This window comes from Streptomyces novaecaesareae (genome assembly GCF_000716875.1).
In the GTDB taxonomy this organism is placed as follows: Bacteria; Actinomycetota; Actinomycetes; order Streptomycetales; family Streptomycetaceae; genus Kitasatospora; species Kitasatospora novaecaesareae.
The window spans coordinates 112,404-128,460 of record NZ_JNWQ01000005.1; the positions used below are offsets into that span (position 1 = coordinate 112,404).

15 protein-coding genes are annotated in these 16,057 nt (G+C 74.9%); 2 read left to right on the top strand and 13 right to left on the bottom strand.

Going from position 1 to position 16,057, the window contains the following annotated elements; genetic code table 11:
- Nucleotides 1-27: 27 nt before the first annotated feature.
- The 5 genes from OP86_RS03430 to OP86_RS03450 form a co-directional block, all read right to left on the bottom strand.
- Nucleotides 28-870: a hypothetical protein gene (locus tag OP86_RS03430; RefSeq protein ID WP_030060633.1), complete on the bottom strand. Its 843-nt coding sequence runs from the start codon at nucleotides 868-870 to the stop codon at nucleotides 28-30.
- Nucleotides 867-2,726 (bottom strand): GMC family oxidoreductase, encoded by a 1,860-nt coding sequence (locus OP86_RS03435; protein WP_063832279.1) that lies wholly within the window; start codon nucleotides 2,724-2,726, stop codon nucleotides 867-869. Before OP86_RS03435 ends, OP86_RS03430 begins: the two co-directional genes overlap by 4 nt.
- Nucleotides 2,723-3,157, bottom strand: coding sequence for a hypothetical protein (locus tag OP86_RS03440; RefSeq protein WP_030060631.1), 435 nt, complete (start codon nucleotides 3,155-3,157; stop codon nucleotides 2,723-2,725). Before OP86_RS03440 ends, OP86_RS03435 begins: the two co-directional genes overlap by 4 nt.
- A 370-nt stretch (nucleotides 3,158-3,527) precedes the next feature.
- Nucleotides 3,528-4,604 (bottom strand): TIGR03617 family F420-dependent LLM class oxidoreductase, encoded by a 1,077-nt coding sequence (locus tag OP86_RS03445; RefSeq protein ID WP_078653558.1) that lies wholly within the window; start codon nucleotides 4,602-4,604, stop codon nucleotides 3,528-3,530.
- 73 nt (nucleotides 4,605-4,677) lie between these two features.
- Nucleotides 4,678-5,295 carry a TetR/AcrR family transcriptional regulator gene (locus tag OP86_RS03450; protein WP_030060629.1) on the bottom strand — a complete coding sequence of 206 codons (618 nt, stop codon included), beginning with the start codon at nucleotides 5,293-5,295 and terminating at the stop codon, nucleotides 4,678-4,680.
- Nucleotides 5,296-5,515: 220 nt separating this feature from the next.
- Between OP86_RS03450 and OP86_RS03455 the strand changes: the two genes are divergently transcribed.
- Nucleotides 5,516-7,006: a carboxylesterase/lipase family protein gene (locus OP86_RS03455; RefSeq protein ID WP_030060628.1), complete on the top strand. Its 1,491-nt coding sequence runs from the start codon at nucleotides 5,516-5,518 to the stop codon at nucleotides 7,004-7,006.
- Between the two features lie 58 nt (nucleotides 7,007-7,064).
- Here the strand turns inward: OP86_RS03455 and OP86_RS03460 are convergent, their stop codons facing one another.
- A complete protein-coding gene (locus tag OP86_RS03460; protein ID WP_033330828.1) occupies nucleotides 7,065-7,736 on the bottom strand; it encodes a type 1 glutamine amidotransferase domain-containing protein in 672 nt (223 codons plus the stop codon).
- Between the two features lie 175 nt (nucleotides 7,737-7,911).
- Here OP86_RS03460 and OP86_RS03465 point away from each other — a divergent pair, with 175 nt between their 5' ends.
- Nucleotides 7,912-8,823 (top strand): LysR family transcriptional regulator, encoded by a 912-nt coding sequence (locus tag OP86_RS03465; RefSeq protein WP_209440335.1) that lies wholly within the window; start codon nucleotides 7,912-7,914, stop codon nucleotides 8,821-8,823.
- 45 nt (nucleotides 8,824-8,868) lie between these two features.
- On the opposite strand, the gene OP86_RS03470 is transcribed toward OP86_RS03465, so the two are convergent.
- From OP86_RS03470 to OP86_RS03500, 7 genes are all read right to left on the bottom strand, one after another.
- The gene (locus OP86_RS03470; RefSeq protein WP_157849655.1) at nucleotides 8,869-9,372 is read right to left on the bottom strand and encodes a hypothetical protein; all 504 of its coding nucleotides are present in this window, start codon (nucleotides 9,370-9,372) and stop codon (nucleotides 8,869-8,871) included.
- A gap of 78 nt (nucleotides 9,373-9,450) precedes the next feature.
- On the bottom strand, nucleotides 9,451-10,287 hold the full coding sequence (locus OP86_RS03475; RefSeq protein ID WP_030060623.1) for an ABC transporter permease subunit: 837 nt from the start codon (nucleotides 10,285-10,287) through the stop codon (nucleotides 9,451-9,453).
- The gene (locus OP86_RS03480) at nucleotides 10,284-11,324 is read right to left on the bottom strand and encodes an ABC transporter ATP-binding protein (protein WP_157849656.1); all 1,041 of its coding nucleotides are present in this window, start codon (nucleotides 11,322-11,324) and stop codon (nucleotides 10,284-10,286) included. Before OP86_RS03480 ends, OP86_RS03475 begins: the two co-directional genes overlap by 4 nt.
- Before the next feature lie 175 nt (nucleotides 11,325-11,499).
- Entirely contained in the window at nucleotides 11,500-12,927 is a 1,428-nt protein-coding gene (locus tag OP86_RS03485) for an RtcB family protein (protein WP_033330873.1), read from the bottom strand.
- 135 nt (nucleotides 12,928-13,062) lie between these two features.
- Entirely contained in the window at nucleotides 13,063-13,470 is a 408-nt protein-coding gene (locus tag OP86_RS03490; RefSeq protein ID WP_245231771.1) for an archease, read from the bottom strand.
- A gap of 186 nt (nucleotides 13,471-13,656) precedes the next feature.
- Entirely contained in the window at nucleotides 13,657-14,901 is a 1,245-nt protein-coding gene (locus OP86_RS03495; RefSeq protein ID WP_033330832.1) for a styrene monooxygenase/indole monooxygenase family protein, read from the bottom strand.
- 153 nt (nucleotides 14,902-15,054) lie between these two features.
- Nucleotides 15,055-15,807 carry a thioesterase II family protein gene (locus tag OP86_RS03500; RefSeq protein WP_030060618.1) on the bottom strand — a complete coding sequence of 251 codons (753 nt, stop codon included), beginning with the start codon at nucleotides 15,805-15,807 and terminating at the stop codon, nucleotides 15,055-15,057.
- Nucleotides 15,808-16,057: the final 250 nt, after the last annotated feature.

Here is a 16,057-nt window from a genome sequence, read left to right on the forward strand (position 1 = left end):
TGCGTCCGGTGGTGGCGTGGCCGGCCGTCAGCGGACGTAGTAGGCCCGGTTGTGGGCGGCGACCGGCGGGGACTGGTACGTCCACACCCCGGCCGCCGGGGCGTCGGCGATCAGGTGGGCGAGGTCGCGGGCGGACTCCTCGGCGGGGTTGCCGAGGTCCAGACGGACGCGTTCGGCGCTGCGGTCGTCCAGGGCGTAGTAGCGGTAGGGCTGGTACACGTTGAGCGGGCCGGCGAGCAGCTTGCCCTCGTCGTCGGTGCCGTAGCCGGTGATCGGGGTGTTGTTGACGGGTTCGGGGGTGAGGCCGGCCAGGTTCACGTCCAGGGCGAGGAGTTCCTCCTCGTGGCGGCGCAGCCCGTCGGTCCCGAGGGTGGCGCGACGGCAGGAGACGGACCAGCGTTCGCGCACGGCGGGCGCGTTGAGGGAGGGCAGGGTGGTCTCGAACCAGCCCGGGTGCTTGGGCTCGGCGTAGAGGCGGCGCCCGGCGTCGATGGCCAGCGGGTTGTCGCAGAGCACGTGCAGCCGGGCGATGCCGAGCAGCTTGGTCTGGTCGTAACCCCGGGCGTACTGGCCGTAGTTGACCAGCGGGATCCGGTCCTCGGCGAACACCGGGTGGGCGATCAGGTTGATCTCCAGCTCCTGGGTGATGCCGCCGCCGTTCGGGTACTGGGCGAAGTACAGCTGGTAGTTGAGCGACACACAGGCCCCGCCGTCGAAGGCGGCGACGTTCAGCCCGGGGTGGCGCTTGCCGAGCAGCTCCCGTGCCCGTTCGCGATCGACCAGGTAGTCCACACCGATGTTGTGCAGCGCGCCGTAGTGGAAGGGCAGGTGGTACGGCTCCGGTACGGGCGGCAGCGGCAGGCCGGTCATGAGGACTCCGAGGGCGAAGGGGATTCGGGGGATTCGGGGGTACGGACGGTGGTCGGGGACGTCACCACCGCCGGAGGCGTCACCACTGGAGGCGTCACCACCAGGGGAGGCGTCACGGCCGCCGGGCGGCGCAGCTCCAGCAGGTCCCGGTGCATCCGCTCGGCGCTGCGCAGCGCGAGGGCGGCCATGGTGAGCGAGGGGTTGGAGGTGCCGAGCGAGGGCATCGAGCCGCAGCCCACGGCGTACAGGTTGGGGTGGTCCCAGCAGCGCTGCCAGTGGTCGACCACGGAGGTGGCGGGCGAGTCGCCCATGAGGTGGGTGCCGCCGGCGTGGCCCGCGCCCCGGTAGCCGTGGACGGCTCCCCGGTGTTCGAGCCGCCCCGGCCATCCGCCCGCCGGGTAGGCGGTGTGGTCCTCGGCGCCCAACAGGGCGAAGAGCTGGTCGGACACGGCCCGGGCGGAGGCCATGCCCTCGCGGACGTAGTCGGAGAGGTCGTAGCGGATGGCCGGGCCGGGGAGGCCGAGCGGGTCGCGCCGGTCCGGGTCGAGGGTGACCCGGTTGGCGGGGTCGGCGGGCTGTTCCAGCTCGAACTGGAGCGAGAACTGGCGGCCGAGCCGGTCGCCGAGGCGTTCGCGCAGTTCCTTGCCGCGCACACCGGCGGCGAGCAGGGCGGTGGCCTCGGCCTCCGGCGCTCCGCCGGCCCAGGACCAGCCCCAGTTGCCGATCTCGATCCGGAACGGCGCCCGGCGGTCGCGGCCAGGGCCGAAGCGGAAGGCCTCCAGGCCGCTGGTGGAGCCGGGCCCCCGGTAGGGGCCGACCGGGCGGGGCATCAGGCCCCAGGTGAGCAGGGCCGGGTGGTCCATCAGGTTCCGGCCGACCTGGTCGCTGCGGTTGGCCAGGCCGGAGAGGAGCAGCAGCCGGGCGTTCTCGATCGCGTGCGCGGCGAGGACGACCAGGTCCGCCTCGACCCGGTGGGCACTGCCGCCCGACAGGTACTCCACTCCCCCGGCCCGCCCGGTCTCCGGGTCGGCGAACACCCGGCTGACCACCGCCTCGGTGCGCAGCTCGACCCCGGCGGCCCAGCGGGCCTGGGTGCGCAGCGGGGTGTACTTGGCGCCGGTCGGGCAGGCCGGGACGCAGCCGGCGCTGCCCGCGCAGAGCGGGCCCTCGGCGGAGCCCGGTCGGGTCGGGACTCCGTTGCGGGCGTGCGGGGTGCCGGTGACGGCGAGTCGGGCGGGGCCGGGCATGGCCGGGTCGCGGACGGTCCGGCCGTCGAGCGCGCGGGCCAGCTGCCGGTCGAGGAAGCTGCCCGGGACGGCGCGCATCGGGAAGTCGTAGTCGTCCGGGATGGGCAGGCCGACGGCGTCGCGCTGCTCCTCGGCGTCGGCGGCGACGCCGAGTTCCCGTTCGGCGGCGCGGTAGTGGGGTTCCAGGTCGTGGTAGCCGATCGGCCAGTTGCGGCCGTGCCCGAGGTCGCCGGTGCGGAAGTCCTCGGGGTGCATGCGCGGGGTGAGCCCGGTCCAGAGCAGGCCGGTGCCTCCGTTGGCGCGCAGGTAGCCGCTGGCGTACGGCAGTGGCCCGTGCTGGCGGAGGTGTCCGGTGGCGGTGAAGCCGCCCTCCGGCAGCCCGGTGAGGTCGGTGACGTCGGGGGACGGCGCCTCGGGGCTGTGCGGGTAGGGCGAGGTGGGCGGTCCGCCGCCGGCCGCGCGGTGGGCGGCGGAGGCTTCGGCGCCGGTGGGTGCGGCCCGTCCGGCCTCCAGGACGAGCACCCGCCAGCCCTGTGCTCCGAGCCGGTGGGCGACCAGTGTTCCGGCGAAGCCCGCACCGACCACGACGGCGTCCCAGCGTGCGCTCATCGGCCCTCACCTCCTCGGCCCGCTCCGCCCAGGGGCGCCTCGGCGCCCGGGGGTGCCTCGGCGCCCGGGGGTGCCTCGGCCCAGCTGCCGTGCCCGGGGGCGGCGGCGCCGGGCGGGCTGGCGTGGAAGGTCCGCCAGACCAGGCCCTGGTCGTGGGCGCGGGCGGAGCTGGGCGCCTCCCCGGGCCAGGCGCCGACGTACCAGAGGTGGAGCAGGGCGTGCTCGTCGCGGACCCGGTGGGCCAGCGTGGTGCGGTGGTGCTCGTGCGCCATTCCGGTGGCGCGCAGCTCGGGCACGTCGAAGCCGGTCAGCTCGGCGCAGACGCGCAGGAACTCGTCCAGGTCGGCCAGCTCGTCGGCCTCGAACCCCTCGACCGGGTCCCAGCCGACGGCCGGATCGACGTCGGCCGGGCGCTCGTCGGACACGGACACGCGGACACCCCCCACGATCGGCGACGGACGGCCACGGAGCCGGTGGCCGGGAAAACGGGTGGCCAAGACATGACAGGCCCCAAGTGCGCGGCAGGCCCGGAGTGCCGCACGTCAGCGCACGGGCCGGTCTGCCACCGGGATCCTGCCGTCCGCCCTCCCCACCGGAAACCCGTTGCCCGAATCTGCCCTGACTTGATCATCTCGTGCACGATCGACGGCTCATCTCGATCACTGTTCGCACGCTTCGGGTCGGCCCTGGGCAGTCAGCCCTCGCCAGTCAGCCCGACCGACCCGACCGACCTGACCGACCTGACCTGACCGACCCGACCGGCCCGACCGGCCCGACCGGCCCGACCGACCTGACCGGCCGTCAGCCCAGCGCGCGCACCGCGTCCAGCACGTCCAGGCCCAGCTCCGGGTCGGCGTCCTCGGGCAGGCTGACGGACAGCCGGGTGACCAGGCCCGCGTACCGGCGGTGGATCTCCCGGGCAGCCTCCTCGACCGACCCGGACACGGCGAAGGTGTCGAACACCTCGTCGTCGATCAGCGCGGCCATCTCCGCCCAGCGCCCGCGCACCGAGTGGGCGTGCAGCTCCTCCTGGAGCCCCTCCCAGCCGTGCTGCGCCAGCACCGGGCGGTAGGCCGGCGTCGAGGCGTAGAACGCGAGCCGCTCACGGGTCGCGGCCCGGTTGGCCGCCAGCTCCTCCTCGGTGCGACCGGTCGCGGTGAGCACGTTGCCGACGACCTCGAACGGCCGCTCCGTCCACCCGGCGCCCTCCGCCTCGGCCCGCGCCCGCTCCTCGGTCAGACCGGGCAGCACCTGCTCGGCCAGGTACGCGGTGGAGGTGAACGGGTGGCTCAGGAAGCCGTCGGCCACCGCACCGGCGGTGCGGGTCATCAGCGGTCCGACGCCCGCCAGCAGGATCCGCGGCACCCCGGACGGGACGGGATCGGGCGAGAAGACCGGCGTCATCACCGTGTGGGTGTAGAACTCGCCCCGGAAGCGCAGCCGTTCACCGGTCTGCCAGCTGTGCCAGATCGCCCGCACCGCGTGCACGTACTCCCGCATCCGGGCGGCCGGACGGTCCCAGGGCATCCCGAAGCGCTTCTCGATGTGCGGCTTGACCTGCGAGCCCAGCCCGATGACGGCCCGTCCGCCGGAGGCCGCGTGCAGCCCCCAGGCCTGGTAGGCCAGCGTCATCGGGGTACGGGCGAAGGCCACCGCGATGCCGGTGGCCAGTTCGATCTGCGAGGTCCGGTCGGCGGCGCGGGCGAGCTGGAGGAACGGGTCGTACGCGGTCTCGGCGACCACCAGCCGGTCCATGCCCCGGCGTTCGGCCTGCTCGGCCGCCGCCAGGATCCCCGCCGGGTGTCCGGAGGCGGTGGCGTCGAGGCGGAAGGCGGCGGGCCGGGGGTCGGCGGTCCCGGGGGCGGCGGGTCGGTCCATGGCGGTGCTCCTGGTCACGGGCTGCGGTGCTACCCAGGTAGCCTGCCACGCCGTCAGCGCCGCTCAGCACCGGTCAGCGCGGGCCCGTCCCTCCCCCGGCCGCGAACAGCCGGTCCAGGTACCGGTCGACGGCGGTGAGCGCGGCGGCGTGCTCGACCACGTCCAGCTCCAGCAGCGTGGTGAACCCGCCGAGCGCGAGCAGCAGGTCCGTCTCCACCGCCGGGTCGCGGTCGGCCGCGATCAGCCCGTCGGCGATCGCCTGCCGGACCACCTGCTCCACCATCGCCCGCCCCCGCAGCAGCCCGTCCCGGGCCCGCGCGTGGACCTCCTCGTCGTGCAGCGCCTCCAGGACGTAGGCGGCGCTCATCCGGCTGGTCGCGCGCGCGTCGGCGTGCAGGGGCAGCAGCTCGACCAGCATCACCCGCAGCACCTCGCGGGGGTGCGGCGGGTCGCCCAGTGCCCCGAGCGCCCGGCCGACCCGCAGCGCGGTCTGCTCGCCGGCGAAGTCCATCGCGAAGGAGAGCATCGCCGCGCGGGAGGTGAAGTAGTGCTGGAGCTGTCCGAGCGAGATGCCCGCCTCCTGGGCGACCTCGCGCATGGTCAGGTGCGTGGCGCCGCGCCGCTCCACCACCCGCCACAGCGCCCGGGCGATCGTCTCGCGGCGCTCCTGGTGGTCCACCTGCTTGGGCATCGCCTGCCACTCCTCCGAGCTCTTTCCACGCCTGGTCCCGTACCTCTGTCGCGCACCCCTGGCGCGCACGTCCGTCACGTCCGTCACGTCCGTCACGGGCGTCACGGGCGTCACGGGCGTCCGTCGCGGGCGGGTGTCGCCCCGGGACGTCTTTTCCATACGCTTGACATAATACATCTGACTGATAACGCTGGAGGCATTCCGAGGAGGGAGCGTCCAGATGCTCGTTCAGCCCGTCGCCCAGACCACCGAGGGAACCGTCCGCGGCCTCCTGGACCGGGGGCTCGCGGTCTTCCGCGGCATCCCCTACGCCCAGCCGCCGGTCGGACCGCTCCGCTTCGCCGCCCCCGCCCCGCCCGAGCCCTGGGACGGCGTCCGCGAGGCCTTCGAGTTCGGCCCGACCGTCCCGCAGTCCGGTCCGCTGCCCGCCGAGCCGACCGAGGGCACCGACTGGCTCACGCTCAACGTCTGCACCCCCCATCCCGACCGGGCCGGGCTGCCCGTGCTGGTCTGGATCCACGGCGGCGGCTACATGTCCGGCACCTCCGGCGACCCGCTGTACGACCCGGTCGAGCTGGCCCGGCACGGGCTGGTCGTGGTGAGCATCAACTACCGCGTGGGCGCGGAGGGTTTCGCACTGCTGGAGGGTGCCCCGGCCAACCGGGCCTTCCTCGACCAGATCGCGGCCCTGGAGTGGGTGCGGCGCAACATCGCCCGGTTCGGCGGCGATCCGGACCAGGTGACCGTCGCCGGGCAGTCCGCGGGCGCCGGGTCGGTCGCCGCACTGCTGGCCATGAGCGGGGCACGCGGCCTGTTCCGGCGGGCCATCGCCCACACCGTCCCGGGCAACCTCTGCACCCCGCCCCTGGCCGCCGAGGTCACCGCCGAGCTCGCGAAGCTGCTCGGCACCGCCCCCACGGCCGCCGCCCTGGCCGAGGTCGCCCCCTGGACCCTGGCCGCGGCCGTCACCGACCTCGGCACCGCGCTCCCGCAGCACCTCGCGCGCTGGGGGCGGCTGGCGCAGAGCGGCATCGCCACCGTCCCGGTGGTCGACGGCGAGGTCCTGCCCGGCGCGCCCTGGTCCGTCCTGGCCTCCGGCCGGGTGGAGGGCGTCGACCTGCTCGTCGGTCACACCCGCGACGAGTTCCGGCTGTTCAGCGTCCTCAGTGGCCGGCGCGGCACCTTTACCAACGAGGAGGCCCACCTCGCACTGGAGCTGTTCGCCCCGTCGCCGTCCGGGCCGGACGGGTACCGCGCCGCCCAGCCGGGGGCCACCGCCTCGGACCTGCTCGAAGCGGTCAGCTCCGACGCCCTCTTCCGGATGCCCTCGCTCCAGCTGGCCGAGGCCAACACCGCGGCCGGCGGCACCTCGTACCTGGTCGAGCTGGCCTACCCGGCCCCCTCGATGGGCGGCGTGTTCGGCGCCTGCCACGGCCTGGACGTCCCGCTGGCGTTCGGCTCCCTGGACAGCCCGATGGGCCGGCACTTCCTCGGCGAGCCGCCCGCCCCGGACGCCGTCCGGCTCTCGCAGGAGCTGCAGCAGGCCTGGGTCCGGTTCGCCACCACCGGCGACCCGGGCTGGGCCGCCTTCGACCCGGAGGAGCAGCTCACCCGCGTCCTGGACACCCACTCGGAGACCGTCCGCTACCCCGAGCAGGTCTCCCGCGAGATCTGGGCGGGGCACCCCCTGACCGCCTACGACCTCGGCTGACGAAGGCCCGGCCCCGGGCCAGGTGGGCCCGGGGCCGGTCGGGCCCGGCCTGCGGCCGCTACGCCGCCAGCAGCTTCAGCAGTTCGGTGGCCACCGGGGCCGAGGAGGCCGGGTTCTGACCGGTCACCAGGTTGCGGTCGACGACCACGTGCGGTGCCCACGGCTCGCCCTCCTCGAAGTCCGCACCGAGACCGACCAGCCGGTCCTGGAGCAGCCAGGGTGCCCGGTCCGCCAGACCGGCCTGGGTCTCCTCGGCGTTGGTGAAGCCGGTCAGCCGGTACCCGGCGAACGGGGAGCCGCCGTCCTCGGTCCGGGCGGCGAGCAGCGCGGCCGGGCCGTGGCAGACCACGCCGAGCGGACGCCCGGAGGCCAGCGCCCGGGTGAGCAGCCGGCCGGAGTCGGCATCGACCGCGAGGTCCTCCATCGGGCCGTGGCCGCCTGGGTAGAAGACGGCGTCGTAGTCGGCCGAGTCGACCTCGGCCAGCACGAGCGGCTGCCGGAGCTCGGCGATCGCCGCCACCGCCTCGGCCGTCGCCGGGTCGGTCAGGCTGGCCCGGTCGGCGACCGGGACGACGCCACCCGGCGTGGCGACGGTGACCCGGTGGCCGGCGGCGGTGAAGGACTGGTAGGGGACGACGGCTTCCTCCGCCCAGAAGCCGGTCGGGTGCTTGGTGCCGTCGTTCAGCGTCCAGACGTCCGAACCGGTCAGGACGAACAGGATGTCGGCCATGGTGGGTGCCTCCAGTGGTGCGGGTCCCTGCCGCGACGGGCCCGCCGCGGCGCTCACGTCGTCGAAGCTAGCCGCGGCGAGCCCGCGGGAACCAATGGGCCACGCGATGCGAGGCATCGGAATCCCGATGCCTCGCACGGGCGGTCGAGCCATCGGGATCCCGTAGGCTCGCGGTATGAGCGATCGGCTGCCGCCGGGCTCCGGCCCGCTGGACCTCAACCATCTGCGGACCTTCCTCGCCGTGCACCGCGCGGGTTCCTTCACGACGGCCGCGCACCTGCTGGGCCTGTCCCAGTCCACGGTGACCGCACAGATCCGCGCACTGGAGCAGCGGCTCGGACGCGAACTGTTCGAGCGCCGGGCGCGCGGAGTCAGCCCGCTGCCGTACGCCGACGACCTGGCCGCCCGCCTGGCGGTGCCGCTGGACGAGTTGACGGGCCTCGCCGAGGGGCGCGGCGGCGGTGTGCCCGAGCCGGTCCACCTCGCCGGGCCTGCGGAGTTCCTCGGCACCGTCCTGCTGGCCGAACTCGCCCCGCTGGTCGCCCAGGGCGTGCAACTGCGGGTGACCACCGGGCTGACCGACCCGCTGCTGGAGGAGCTGCGGGCCGGGCGGCACGACCTGGTGATCGCCACCCGGCGCCCGCGCGGCCGGACACTGCTCGCCGAACCGCTGGCCGACGAGGAGTTCGTCCTGGTCGCGGCCCCGGTGTGGGCCGAGCGGCTGGCCGGCCGGGAGCTGCCCGACGCCCTCGCCGACGTCCCGCTGCTCAGCTACGCCGAGGACCTGCCGATCGCCCGCCGGTACTGGCGGCACGTCTTCGACCGCCGACTGCACGCCCGGGCGGCGGTCACCGTACCGGATCTGCGGGCGGTGCTCGCGGCGGTCACGGCGGGCGCCGGCTGGAGCGTGCTGCCGGGCTACCTGTGCCGGGCCGAACTCGCCTCCGGGGCACTGCACCTGCTGCACGAGCCGGCCGACCCGCCGATCAACACCGCCTACCTGGTCCGACGCCCGAACGCCTCGGCCGACCCGCACGTGGCCCTGGTCCGCGAACACCTGCTGGCCGCGGCCCACCGCTGGGCCTAGGCCCGGGGCCGGGCGCCGGGGTCAGTCCTCGGGTCAGTCCTCGGGTCAGTCGTCGGGCTCGGTGTCCTCGCGCAGGTCGGCGAGGCGCGGGTCGGTAAGGATCCGGCGGAGTTCCGCGCGGGGGATCCTCAGGTGGCCCGCCGCGTGGGCCTCGTCACCGGCCCAGCAGAAGGCCGCGCGGATCCGCTCCTCCCAGGCCCCCGGATCCTCGTCGTGCTGCGCGGCGAGTTCCGCGACCCGGGTCTCCTGGGCGGCGAGGGTCTCGTCGAACAGCCGCTCGCGAAGGCCCTGGCCTTCGCGCACCGTCTTCTCCGACCACCAGTAGGGCCGGTCCGCCTCGGGCCGTACGTCCTCGTACACGGCGGTCAGCCCCAGCAGTTCGATCGGGTTGTCCGCCCAGAAGGTGAACCCGTCCTTCTCGGCGAGCCAGGCCTCCTGCCCCTCCTCGTCCTCCGCGTCGGGCAACTCGACCGTCAGGCGGTAGCCCCGGCGGCCCAGGAGCTGAAGACAGGTCTCCCACACATTGGCGTGACTTCCCAGCGATGCCATGCGGCCACCCTAGCGAGCCGGTCCGACCGGGTGTGGAGCGCGGTCGCCCGGGCCGAGCGGGGGGCACGGTCGATGCGTCTAGATCGCCAGGTCGCGGCGTTCCAGTAGTCGGAACGCCGCCAGCAGACCGAGCGCACCGACGCCGGTGAGGACGCCCAGCGCTGCCCAGGGCACACCGCCGTGGCCGAGCACGTCGCCCGGGGCGTAGTAGTGGAACGGGCTGAGGTAGCGCAGCGGCCGGGCCGGGGACCAGGCCAGGGCGACGAAGTTGAGCGCGAAGCCGACCGCACCGAAGACGACGGCCGCGCCGACCACGTGCGCCCGCCGGCGGCTGAGCGCGGACACCGCCAGCACCGGCCCGGTCAGGCAGAACGCGAGGGCGCAGCCGAGCAGTCCGGCGGTGAACACCGCGCCCTCCGGGACGGCGTCGCGCAGTTTCGGGGAGAACGCGACCCCGAGGGCGACGGTGAGGGTGGCGGCGGCGTTGAGCGCCACCGAGGCGGCGATCAGGGCGCCGGTCCGTTCGGCGAGCAGCCGGCGCCGGGAGACCGGGCGGGTCATCAGCAGCTCGATGGTGCCGGACTCGACGTCGGACGCGACGGCGGCGGCCCCGAGCGAGCCGATGACGGTGAGCTGGAGGGCGATCCAGAACGGGTGGGTGAGCCCGGCACCGAGCAGGCCGGGGTAGCTGGCGATGGAGACGTCGCCGTTGGAGCCGCTGAAGGCCCTGAACGCGCCGGGCGGGTTGCGGCGGCCGGCGCCGAACAGGTCGCCGGGCGGGACGGTTCCGGCGATCACCACGATCAGGGTCTCGAAGACGACCACGCCGAGCAGCAGGGAGAGCAGCATCCGGCGCCGCCGGTGCAGGGCGAGCCAGACCAGCGGGAGGCGGCGGCTGACGGTGCTGGGGGTCACGGGCCCTCCTCGGTGTCCGGCCGGGGCTCCTCCGTCGGCGGGCGGCCGTCCGTCGACGGGCGGCCGTCCGTCGGCGGTTGGCCGTCCGTCGGGAGCTGGTCGTCGTTCGCGCGGTAGAGGTCGAGGAAGGCCTCGTCCAGTCCGGCCTCCTCCACGGTCAGGTCGGCCACCGGCAGTTCGGCCAGCAGGGTCCGGACGGCCGGGACCACCTCGTCCGGTGGCACCAGCAGCTCGACCCTGGATCCGTCCCAGCGCGGGGACCACCGCTCGGCGGCGCCGAGCGGGCGGGCGCCCCGCCCGTCGGCGAAGAGCAGCCGGACCCGGCGGGCCCGGGCCTGGCGCAGTTCGGCCACCGAGCGGACGGTCACCAGCCGGCCGTGGCGCACGATCGCGACCCGGCCGCAGGTCCGCTGCACCTCGGGCAGCACGTGGCTGGAGAGCAGGACGGTCCGCCCGGCCGCGGTCTCCTCGGCGAGCAGTTCGTAGAAGGTCTCCTGGACCAGCGGGTCCAGGCCCTCGCTCGGCTCGTCCAGCACCACCACGGGGGGTTGGTGCTGGAGCGACTGGACGAGCCCGAGCTTCTGCTTCATGCCGCGCGAGTACTCCCCCACCGGGCGTGCCAGGTCGGCCCGGGAGAGCGTCAGCCGGTCGCACAGTTCGCGTTGGCGCGGCACCGGGGCGCCCTGGAGGGCGGCGAGCAGGTCGAGGGTCTGCTGCCCGGTGAGTTCGGGGTACAGGCGCAGTTCCCCGGGCAGGTAGCCGATCGAGGGGGCGAGCCGGCGGTGGTCGGCCACCGGGTCCAGGCCGAGCACCCGGACCTGTCCGTCGCTGGGGCTGAGCAGGCCGACCAGGCAGCGCAGCGTGGTGGTCTTGCCGGCGCCGTTGGGGCCGAGCAGGCCGAACACCTCGCCGGCCGCGACCGACACGTCCAGCCGCTCGATGCCGACCGTGCCGCCGTACCGCTTGGTGAGCGAGCGCAGCTCGATCACCGGGCCGGTGCCGTTCTCCGGCCCGTGGGGGTCGCCGTTCCCGGGCATGACCACCTCCTGCTCCTGGTCCTGGTACTTGCACTGGCACTGGCACTGGCTGGCACTGCTCCTGCGGCGGATGCGTTCGGCGCGTCCGATATCAAAGCGCGGCCGGCCGGGCGAGTCGAGGGACGCGGCCGGGTCGGTTTCCGGCGGTGCGGTCAGAGCCGGGCCCGGCGGCCGCTCACCCCTTGCACACGCCCAGCGGCACCAGGCGGGCGACCTGCCGGGCCAGCCCGGCGGCCTCGGTGACGGCGGCCACCGCGTCGACGTCCTTGTACGCCTCGGGCGTCTCCTCGGCCAGGGCCCGCCACGAGGCGGGGCGCACCGCGATGCCGCGCGCCTCCAGGTCGCTCTTGAGCTGTTCGCCGCGCACCGTGCGCAGCGCCTGGTGCCGGCTCAGCACCCGCCCGGCGCCGTGGCAGGCGGAGTGGAAGGCCTCGTTGCCGGGCAGGCCGACCATGACGTACGAGGCGGTGCCCATCGTGCCCGGCACCAGCACCGGCTGCCCGGCCTCGGCCAGGTCGGCGGGCAGGTCGGGGTCGCCGGGCGGCAGGGCGCGGGTGGCGCCCTTGCGGTGGACGCAGAGCGTCCTGGGCACGCCGTCCACCTCGTGGGTCTCCAGCTTGGCGAGGTTGTGCGAGACGTCGTAGACGAGTTCCAGGCCGACGCCGAGCGCGGTGGCGAAGGCGCGGCGGGCGGCCTCGGAGAGCAGCTGGCGGTTGGCCCGGCCGTAGTTGGCGGCGGCGGTCATCGCGCCGAGGTAGGCGCGGCCGCGCGGCGAGTCGACCGGGGTGCAGGCGAGTTGGCGGTCCGGGAGGTCGATCTTGTAGCGGTGCAGTTCGCGGTCCATGGTGCGGACGTGGTCGGTGCAGATCTGGTGGCCGAGGCCGCGCGAGCCGCAGTGGATCATGACGCACACCTGGCCGGGCCGCAGGCCGAAGGCGGCCGCGGTCCGTTCGTCGTGGACCCGGTCGACGGCCTGCACCTCCAGGAAGTGGTTGGCCGAGCCGAGGCTGCCCACCTGCTGCAGGCCCCGTTCGACGGCCCGGGTGCTCACCTCGCCGGGGGCAGCGCCCTCCAGCACCCCGCGGTCCTCGCAGCGCTCCAGGTCGCGCGGCACCCCGTGGCCGTGCTCGACGGCGTAGCGGGCGCCGCCGAGCAGGAGGTCGTCCAGCTCCTCCGGTCCGGACAGCTGCCACAGGCCGCCGCGGCCGAGGCCGCGCGGGACGGTCTTGTCCAGCAGGTCCATCAGGCGGCGGATCCGCTCGGGGTCGAGTTCGTCCCGGTCGACCCCGGCCGCCAGCAGCCGGACCCCGCAGGAGATGTCGAAGCCCACCCCGCCGGGCGAGACCACCCCGCCCTCGTCGACGTCGGTGGCGGCGACCCCGCCGATCGGGAAGCCGTAGCCCCAGTGCACGTCGGGCATCGCGTAGGAGGCGCGGACGATCCCGGGCAGTGTCGCCACGTTGGCCACCTGCTCCAGCGCCTTGTCCCCGGCGCCCTGCGGTAGCAGGGCGGCGCTCGCGAACACCACGCCGGGCACCCGCATCGGCGGGCGCGGCTCGATCCGCCAGCGGTAACGGCCGGCCTCGGTCAGTGCGATCTCCACCTCGCCCACCTCGCCCACCCGGCTCGTGTCCTCGCGTGCTCGCGTGCTTGCGGCCTCGTGTCCTCGCGTGCCCGCGTCCTTGCGGCCTCGTGTCCTCGCGGCCTCGTGTGCTCGTGTCCTCGCGGCCTCGCGCGCTCAGACGTCCACGGTGACCCGGCAGGTCCAGCCTTCCGGCCCGGCCCGCAGGTCCAGGTCGTGCAGTGAGACGGCCTTCGGCACGGCGCCGACCAGGGCGGCGGTGGCGGCGTCGGCCATCCGGAAGCGGACCGCCACGGTCCGGGCGCCGTCCAGCCCCTCGATCCGGCTGATCGCCAGCGCGACGGGCAGTTCGCCGTCGGCGTCCATCCGGTAGATGACCTCCTCCAGGACGCCCACCAGCAGGTCTGCGTCGCTCACCGCGACGACGGTGCAGCCGCGCTCGCCGGTGATCCGCGCGCCGGTCAGGTCGGCGAAGCTGTCGACGACCGCGCGCACCAGCTCGCCGATGCAGCCCTCGGCCGTCGGCGCCCAGGCTTCCACCTGCAGGTCCGCCGTGTGCGGCACGCTCCGGTGACCGCTACCGGACCGGTCCGCAGGCTCGCGTCCGTCCACGGCCGACGCCTCCCGCACCCGTTGCCGTCTTCCTTCCAGCGTCGTCCCGCGGGCGGGCCGGGGGCAAGTGCGGGCGGCCCGGGGTTCCGGCCGGGGCCCGGGGGCCGATACTGCGGGGCACTGCTACCACGCGGCCTGCTACCGCGGGGCTCCCACCGAGGCGAGGTACGCGGCGGTGAGCTCGGGGGTGGCCAGCCAGGCGGCGTGGTCACTCGGCTCGGCGTAGGTGTTGGCGAGGCGGCGGGCGACCTCCTCGTGCTCGGCGGCGGCCGCGAAGACGCCCTGCAGGTGGTCCGGCATGGTCAGCATGGCGGTGGTGAACTCGACGGTGTGACGGGCGTGTTGCTGCCAGAACCGTTCGGCGGTGCGGCACATCCAGTCGGCCGTGTACGGGGCGTCGCCGTGCTCGACGACGGCCTGCCGGTAGGCCTCCGCCGCGCGGGCGGCGCTGTTGGCGCCCTGGCCGGTGACCGGGTCGTTGACCACCACCGTGTCGCCGAGGCCCAGGACGTGGACGGCGTCCACGCCCGATCCCAGCTCGGCCACCGTGCGCCGGACGGTCGGGGTGACCGCGCCGAACAGTCCGGCCCCCGCGTCGGTCGACTCGGCCTGCGTCCAGAGCTCCGCCTCCCAGGGCAGGTACTCGCCCAACAGTGCGCGGATCCTGGCCAGTTGGACGTCCGGCGCGGGGGCGTCGCCGAACACGTCCAGCGGGCTGCCGGGCAGCGCCTCCCACAGCAGGATCGAGCAGGGGCCGGAGAGCGTGAGGGCCGGCTGCAGGTACAGCTCGCCGAGGCCGGGCAGGGCGTGCATCCGTGCCCGGGGCGCGGCGGCCGGGTCGGGCGAGCCGACGCCGTGCGCGTACAGGCAGGACAGCACCCGCTGCGGCCGGTCGAACGGCGAGCGGTCGGGGTCGCGGGCGAAGATCCCGTCCGGCCCGCCGCGCCCGGCTGCGACCACGGTCAGCTCGTGCCGGCGGGCCAGCTCGTACAGGCCCTCCCGGTCCAGCGAGCGGTACTCGACCCGGGCGCCGCGCTCGGCCAGCAGCTCCAGCCAGCCGGCCAGCTTGAGCCTCTGGTCGACCGACTGGGCGGGCTCGTCGAGCGTCATGGTGAACTCCAGCGCCCGCACGGCCGGCGGCGCCGCCAGCACGGCCTCGACCGAGGAGACCGCCGGCGCCCGGTCCGCCCAGAGGTCCAACCCGGCCGCCGCCTCGATCCGCAGCGCCGGGCCGAACATCGCCTGGGTGGACAGCACCCGCCCGCCGCGCACCTGCTCCGGGGTGCGCTCGGCGACCAGCGTCACCTCGTACCCGTCCGCCTGCAGCCCGAGCGCGAGCTGCAGGCCGGCCTGGCCCGCTCCGACGACGGCGATCCGGCGCAACGTTGCCTCCCGATGCTCTGCTGACGGCTCGTCACGCAGGACAGTAGCCCAGCGAACGGGGCGCGGTCACCGGTCCGGACACAGGTGCGGTCAACGGTGCGGACGCCTCACCGGCCGTCGGGCCGGGCGGGCCGAGCGGGCGGGCGGGCGGGCTCAGCCGCGCAGATGGGCGGTGAGCACCCGGACGACCTCCTCGGTGCGGTCCGCCAGGTAGAAGTGCCCGCCGGGGAAGACCCTCAGGTCGAAGGCGCCGGTGGTGTGCCGGTCCCACTGGGCGACCTGCTCGACGGTGGCGTTCGGGTCGGCGTCTCCGACCAGGGCGGTGATCGGCAGCGACACGGTCGTGTCCGGCGTGCAGCCGTACGTCTCGATGGCCGTGTAGTCGGCCCGCAGGGCGGGCAGCACCAGCTCGTGCAGCCCGGGGACGGTGAGGATGCGCTCGTCCGTGCCGCCGAGGCCGACGACCTCCGCCAGCAGTTCGTCGTCCGGCAGCTTGTGCACCGAGCTGTCCCGGGTCAGCGAGGGCGCGCGTCCGGCCGAGACGAAGAGCCGCTCGGGCCCCTCCACCCCGTCGCGTTCGAAGCGCCGGACCGTCTCGAAGGCGACGGCCGCGCCCATGCTGTGGCCGAAGAAGGTGAGCGGACGGTCCGTCCACTCCCGCAGCTCCCGGTAGAGCTCCTCGGCGAGGCCCGGCACCGAGCTGATCGGCTCCTCCATGAACCGGTTCTGCCGGCCCGGGTACTGGACGGCAAGCACATCGGCGTACGGCGCAAGTGCGTTGGCGTACTCCAGGTAGTAGCTGGCCGAGCCGCCCGCGTGCGGGAAGATCACGATCCGGGCGGGCGCGGAGTCGGACGGCTTGAACCGGCGGAACCACGGGTTGTCGACGGCAGCGCTGCTGGGCATGCGGGGTGTGACCTCTCTCCGTGACGGACTCTGCTGGTCCCAGTCTGGCAGCGCAGGCGCGGCCACGGGGTGTTGTGGTGATCACGCGCGCGCGGCCGGCCGGCTCCGGCTGGCCGGCCGGCATCGCCCTGCGCCCCGATGCCGCCCTAATGCCCAAGGCCGTGAAGTTAAGGGCTGATCGGCCGGTGACAAGGGTCGATCCGGTCGACCGCCGGACGTAGGAAGCGGAGCCCCGGTAGAACGGCTTGTC

Bases quoted from the DNA above. Each gene is read 5' to 3' on its own strand.
- OP86_RS03430 (WP_030060633.1), bottom strand. From the start codon at position 870: ATGACCGGCCTGCCGCTGCCGCCCGTACCGGAGCCGTACCACCTGCCC.
- OP86_RS03435 (WP_063832279.1), bottom strand. From the start codon at position 2,726: ATGAGCGCACGCTGGGACGCCGTCGTGGTCGGTGCGGGCTTCGCCGGA.
- OP86_RS03445 (WP_078653558.1), bottom strand. From the start codon at position 4,604: ATGGACCGACCCGCCGCCCCCGGGACCGCCGACCCCCGGCCCGCCGCC.
- OP86_RS03450 (WP_030060629.1), bottom strand. From the start codon at position 5,295: ATGCCCAAGCAGGTGGACCACCAGGAGCGCCGCGAGACGATCGCCCGG.
- OP86_RS03455 (WP_030060628.1), top strand. From the start codon at position 5,516: ATGCTCGTTCAGCCCGTCGCCCAGACCACCGAGGGAACCGTCCGCGGC.
- OP86_RS03460 (WP_033330828.1), bottom strand. From the start codon at position 7,736: ATGGCCGACATCCTGTTCGTCCTGACCGGTTCGGACGTCTGGACGCTG.
- OP86_RS03465 (WP_209440335.1), top strand. From the start codon at position 7,912: ATGAGCGATCGGCTGCCGCCGGGCTCCGGCCCGCTGGACCTCAACCAT.
- OP86_RS03470 (WP_157849655.1), bottom strand. From the start codon at position 9,372: ATGGCATCGCTGGGAAGTCACGCCAATGTGTGGGAGACCTGTCTTCAG.
- OP86_RS03480 (WP_157849656.1), bottom strand. From the start codon at position 11,324: ATGCCCGGGAACGGCGACCCCCACGGGCCGGAGAACGGCACCGGCCCG.
- OP86_RS03500 (WP_030060618.1), bottom strand. From the start codon at position 15,807: ATGCCCAGCAGCGCTGCCGTCGACAACCCGTGGTTCCGCCGGTTCAAG.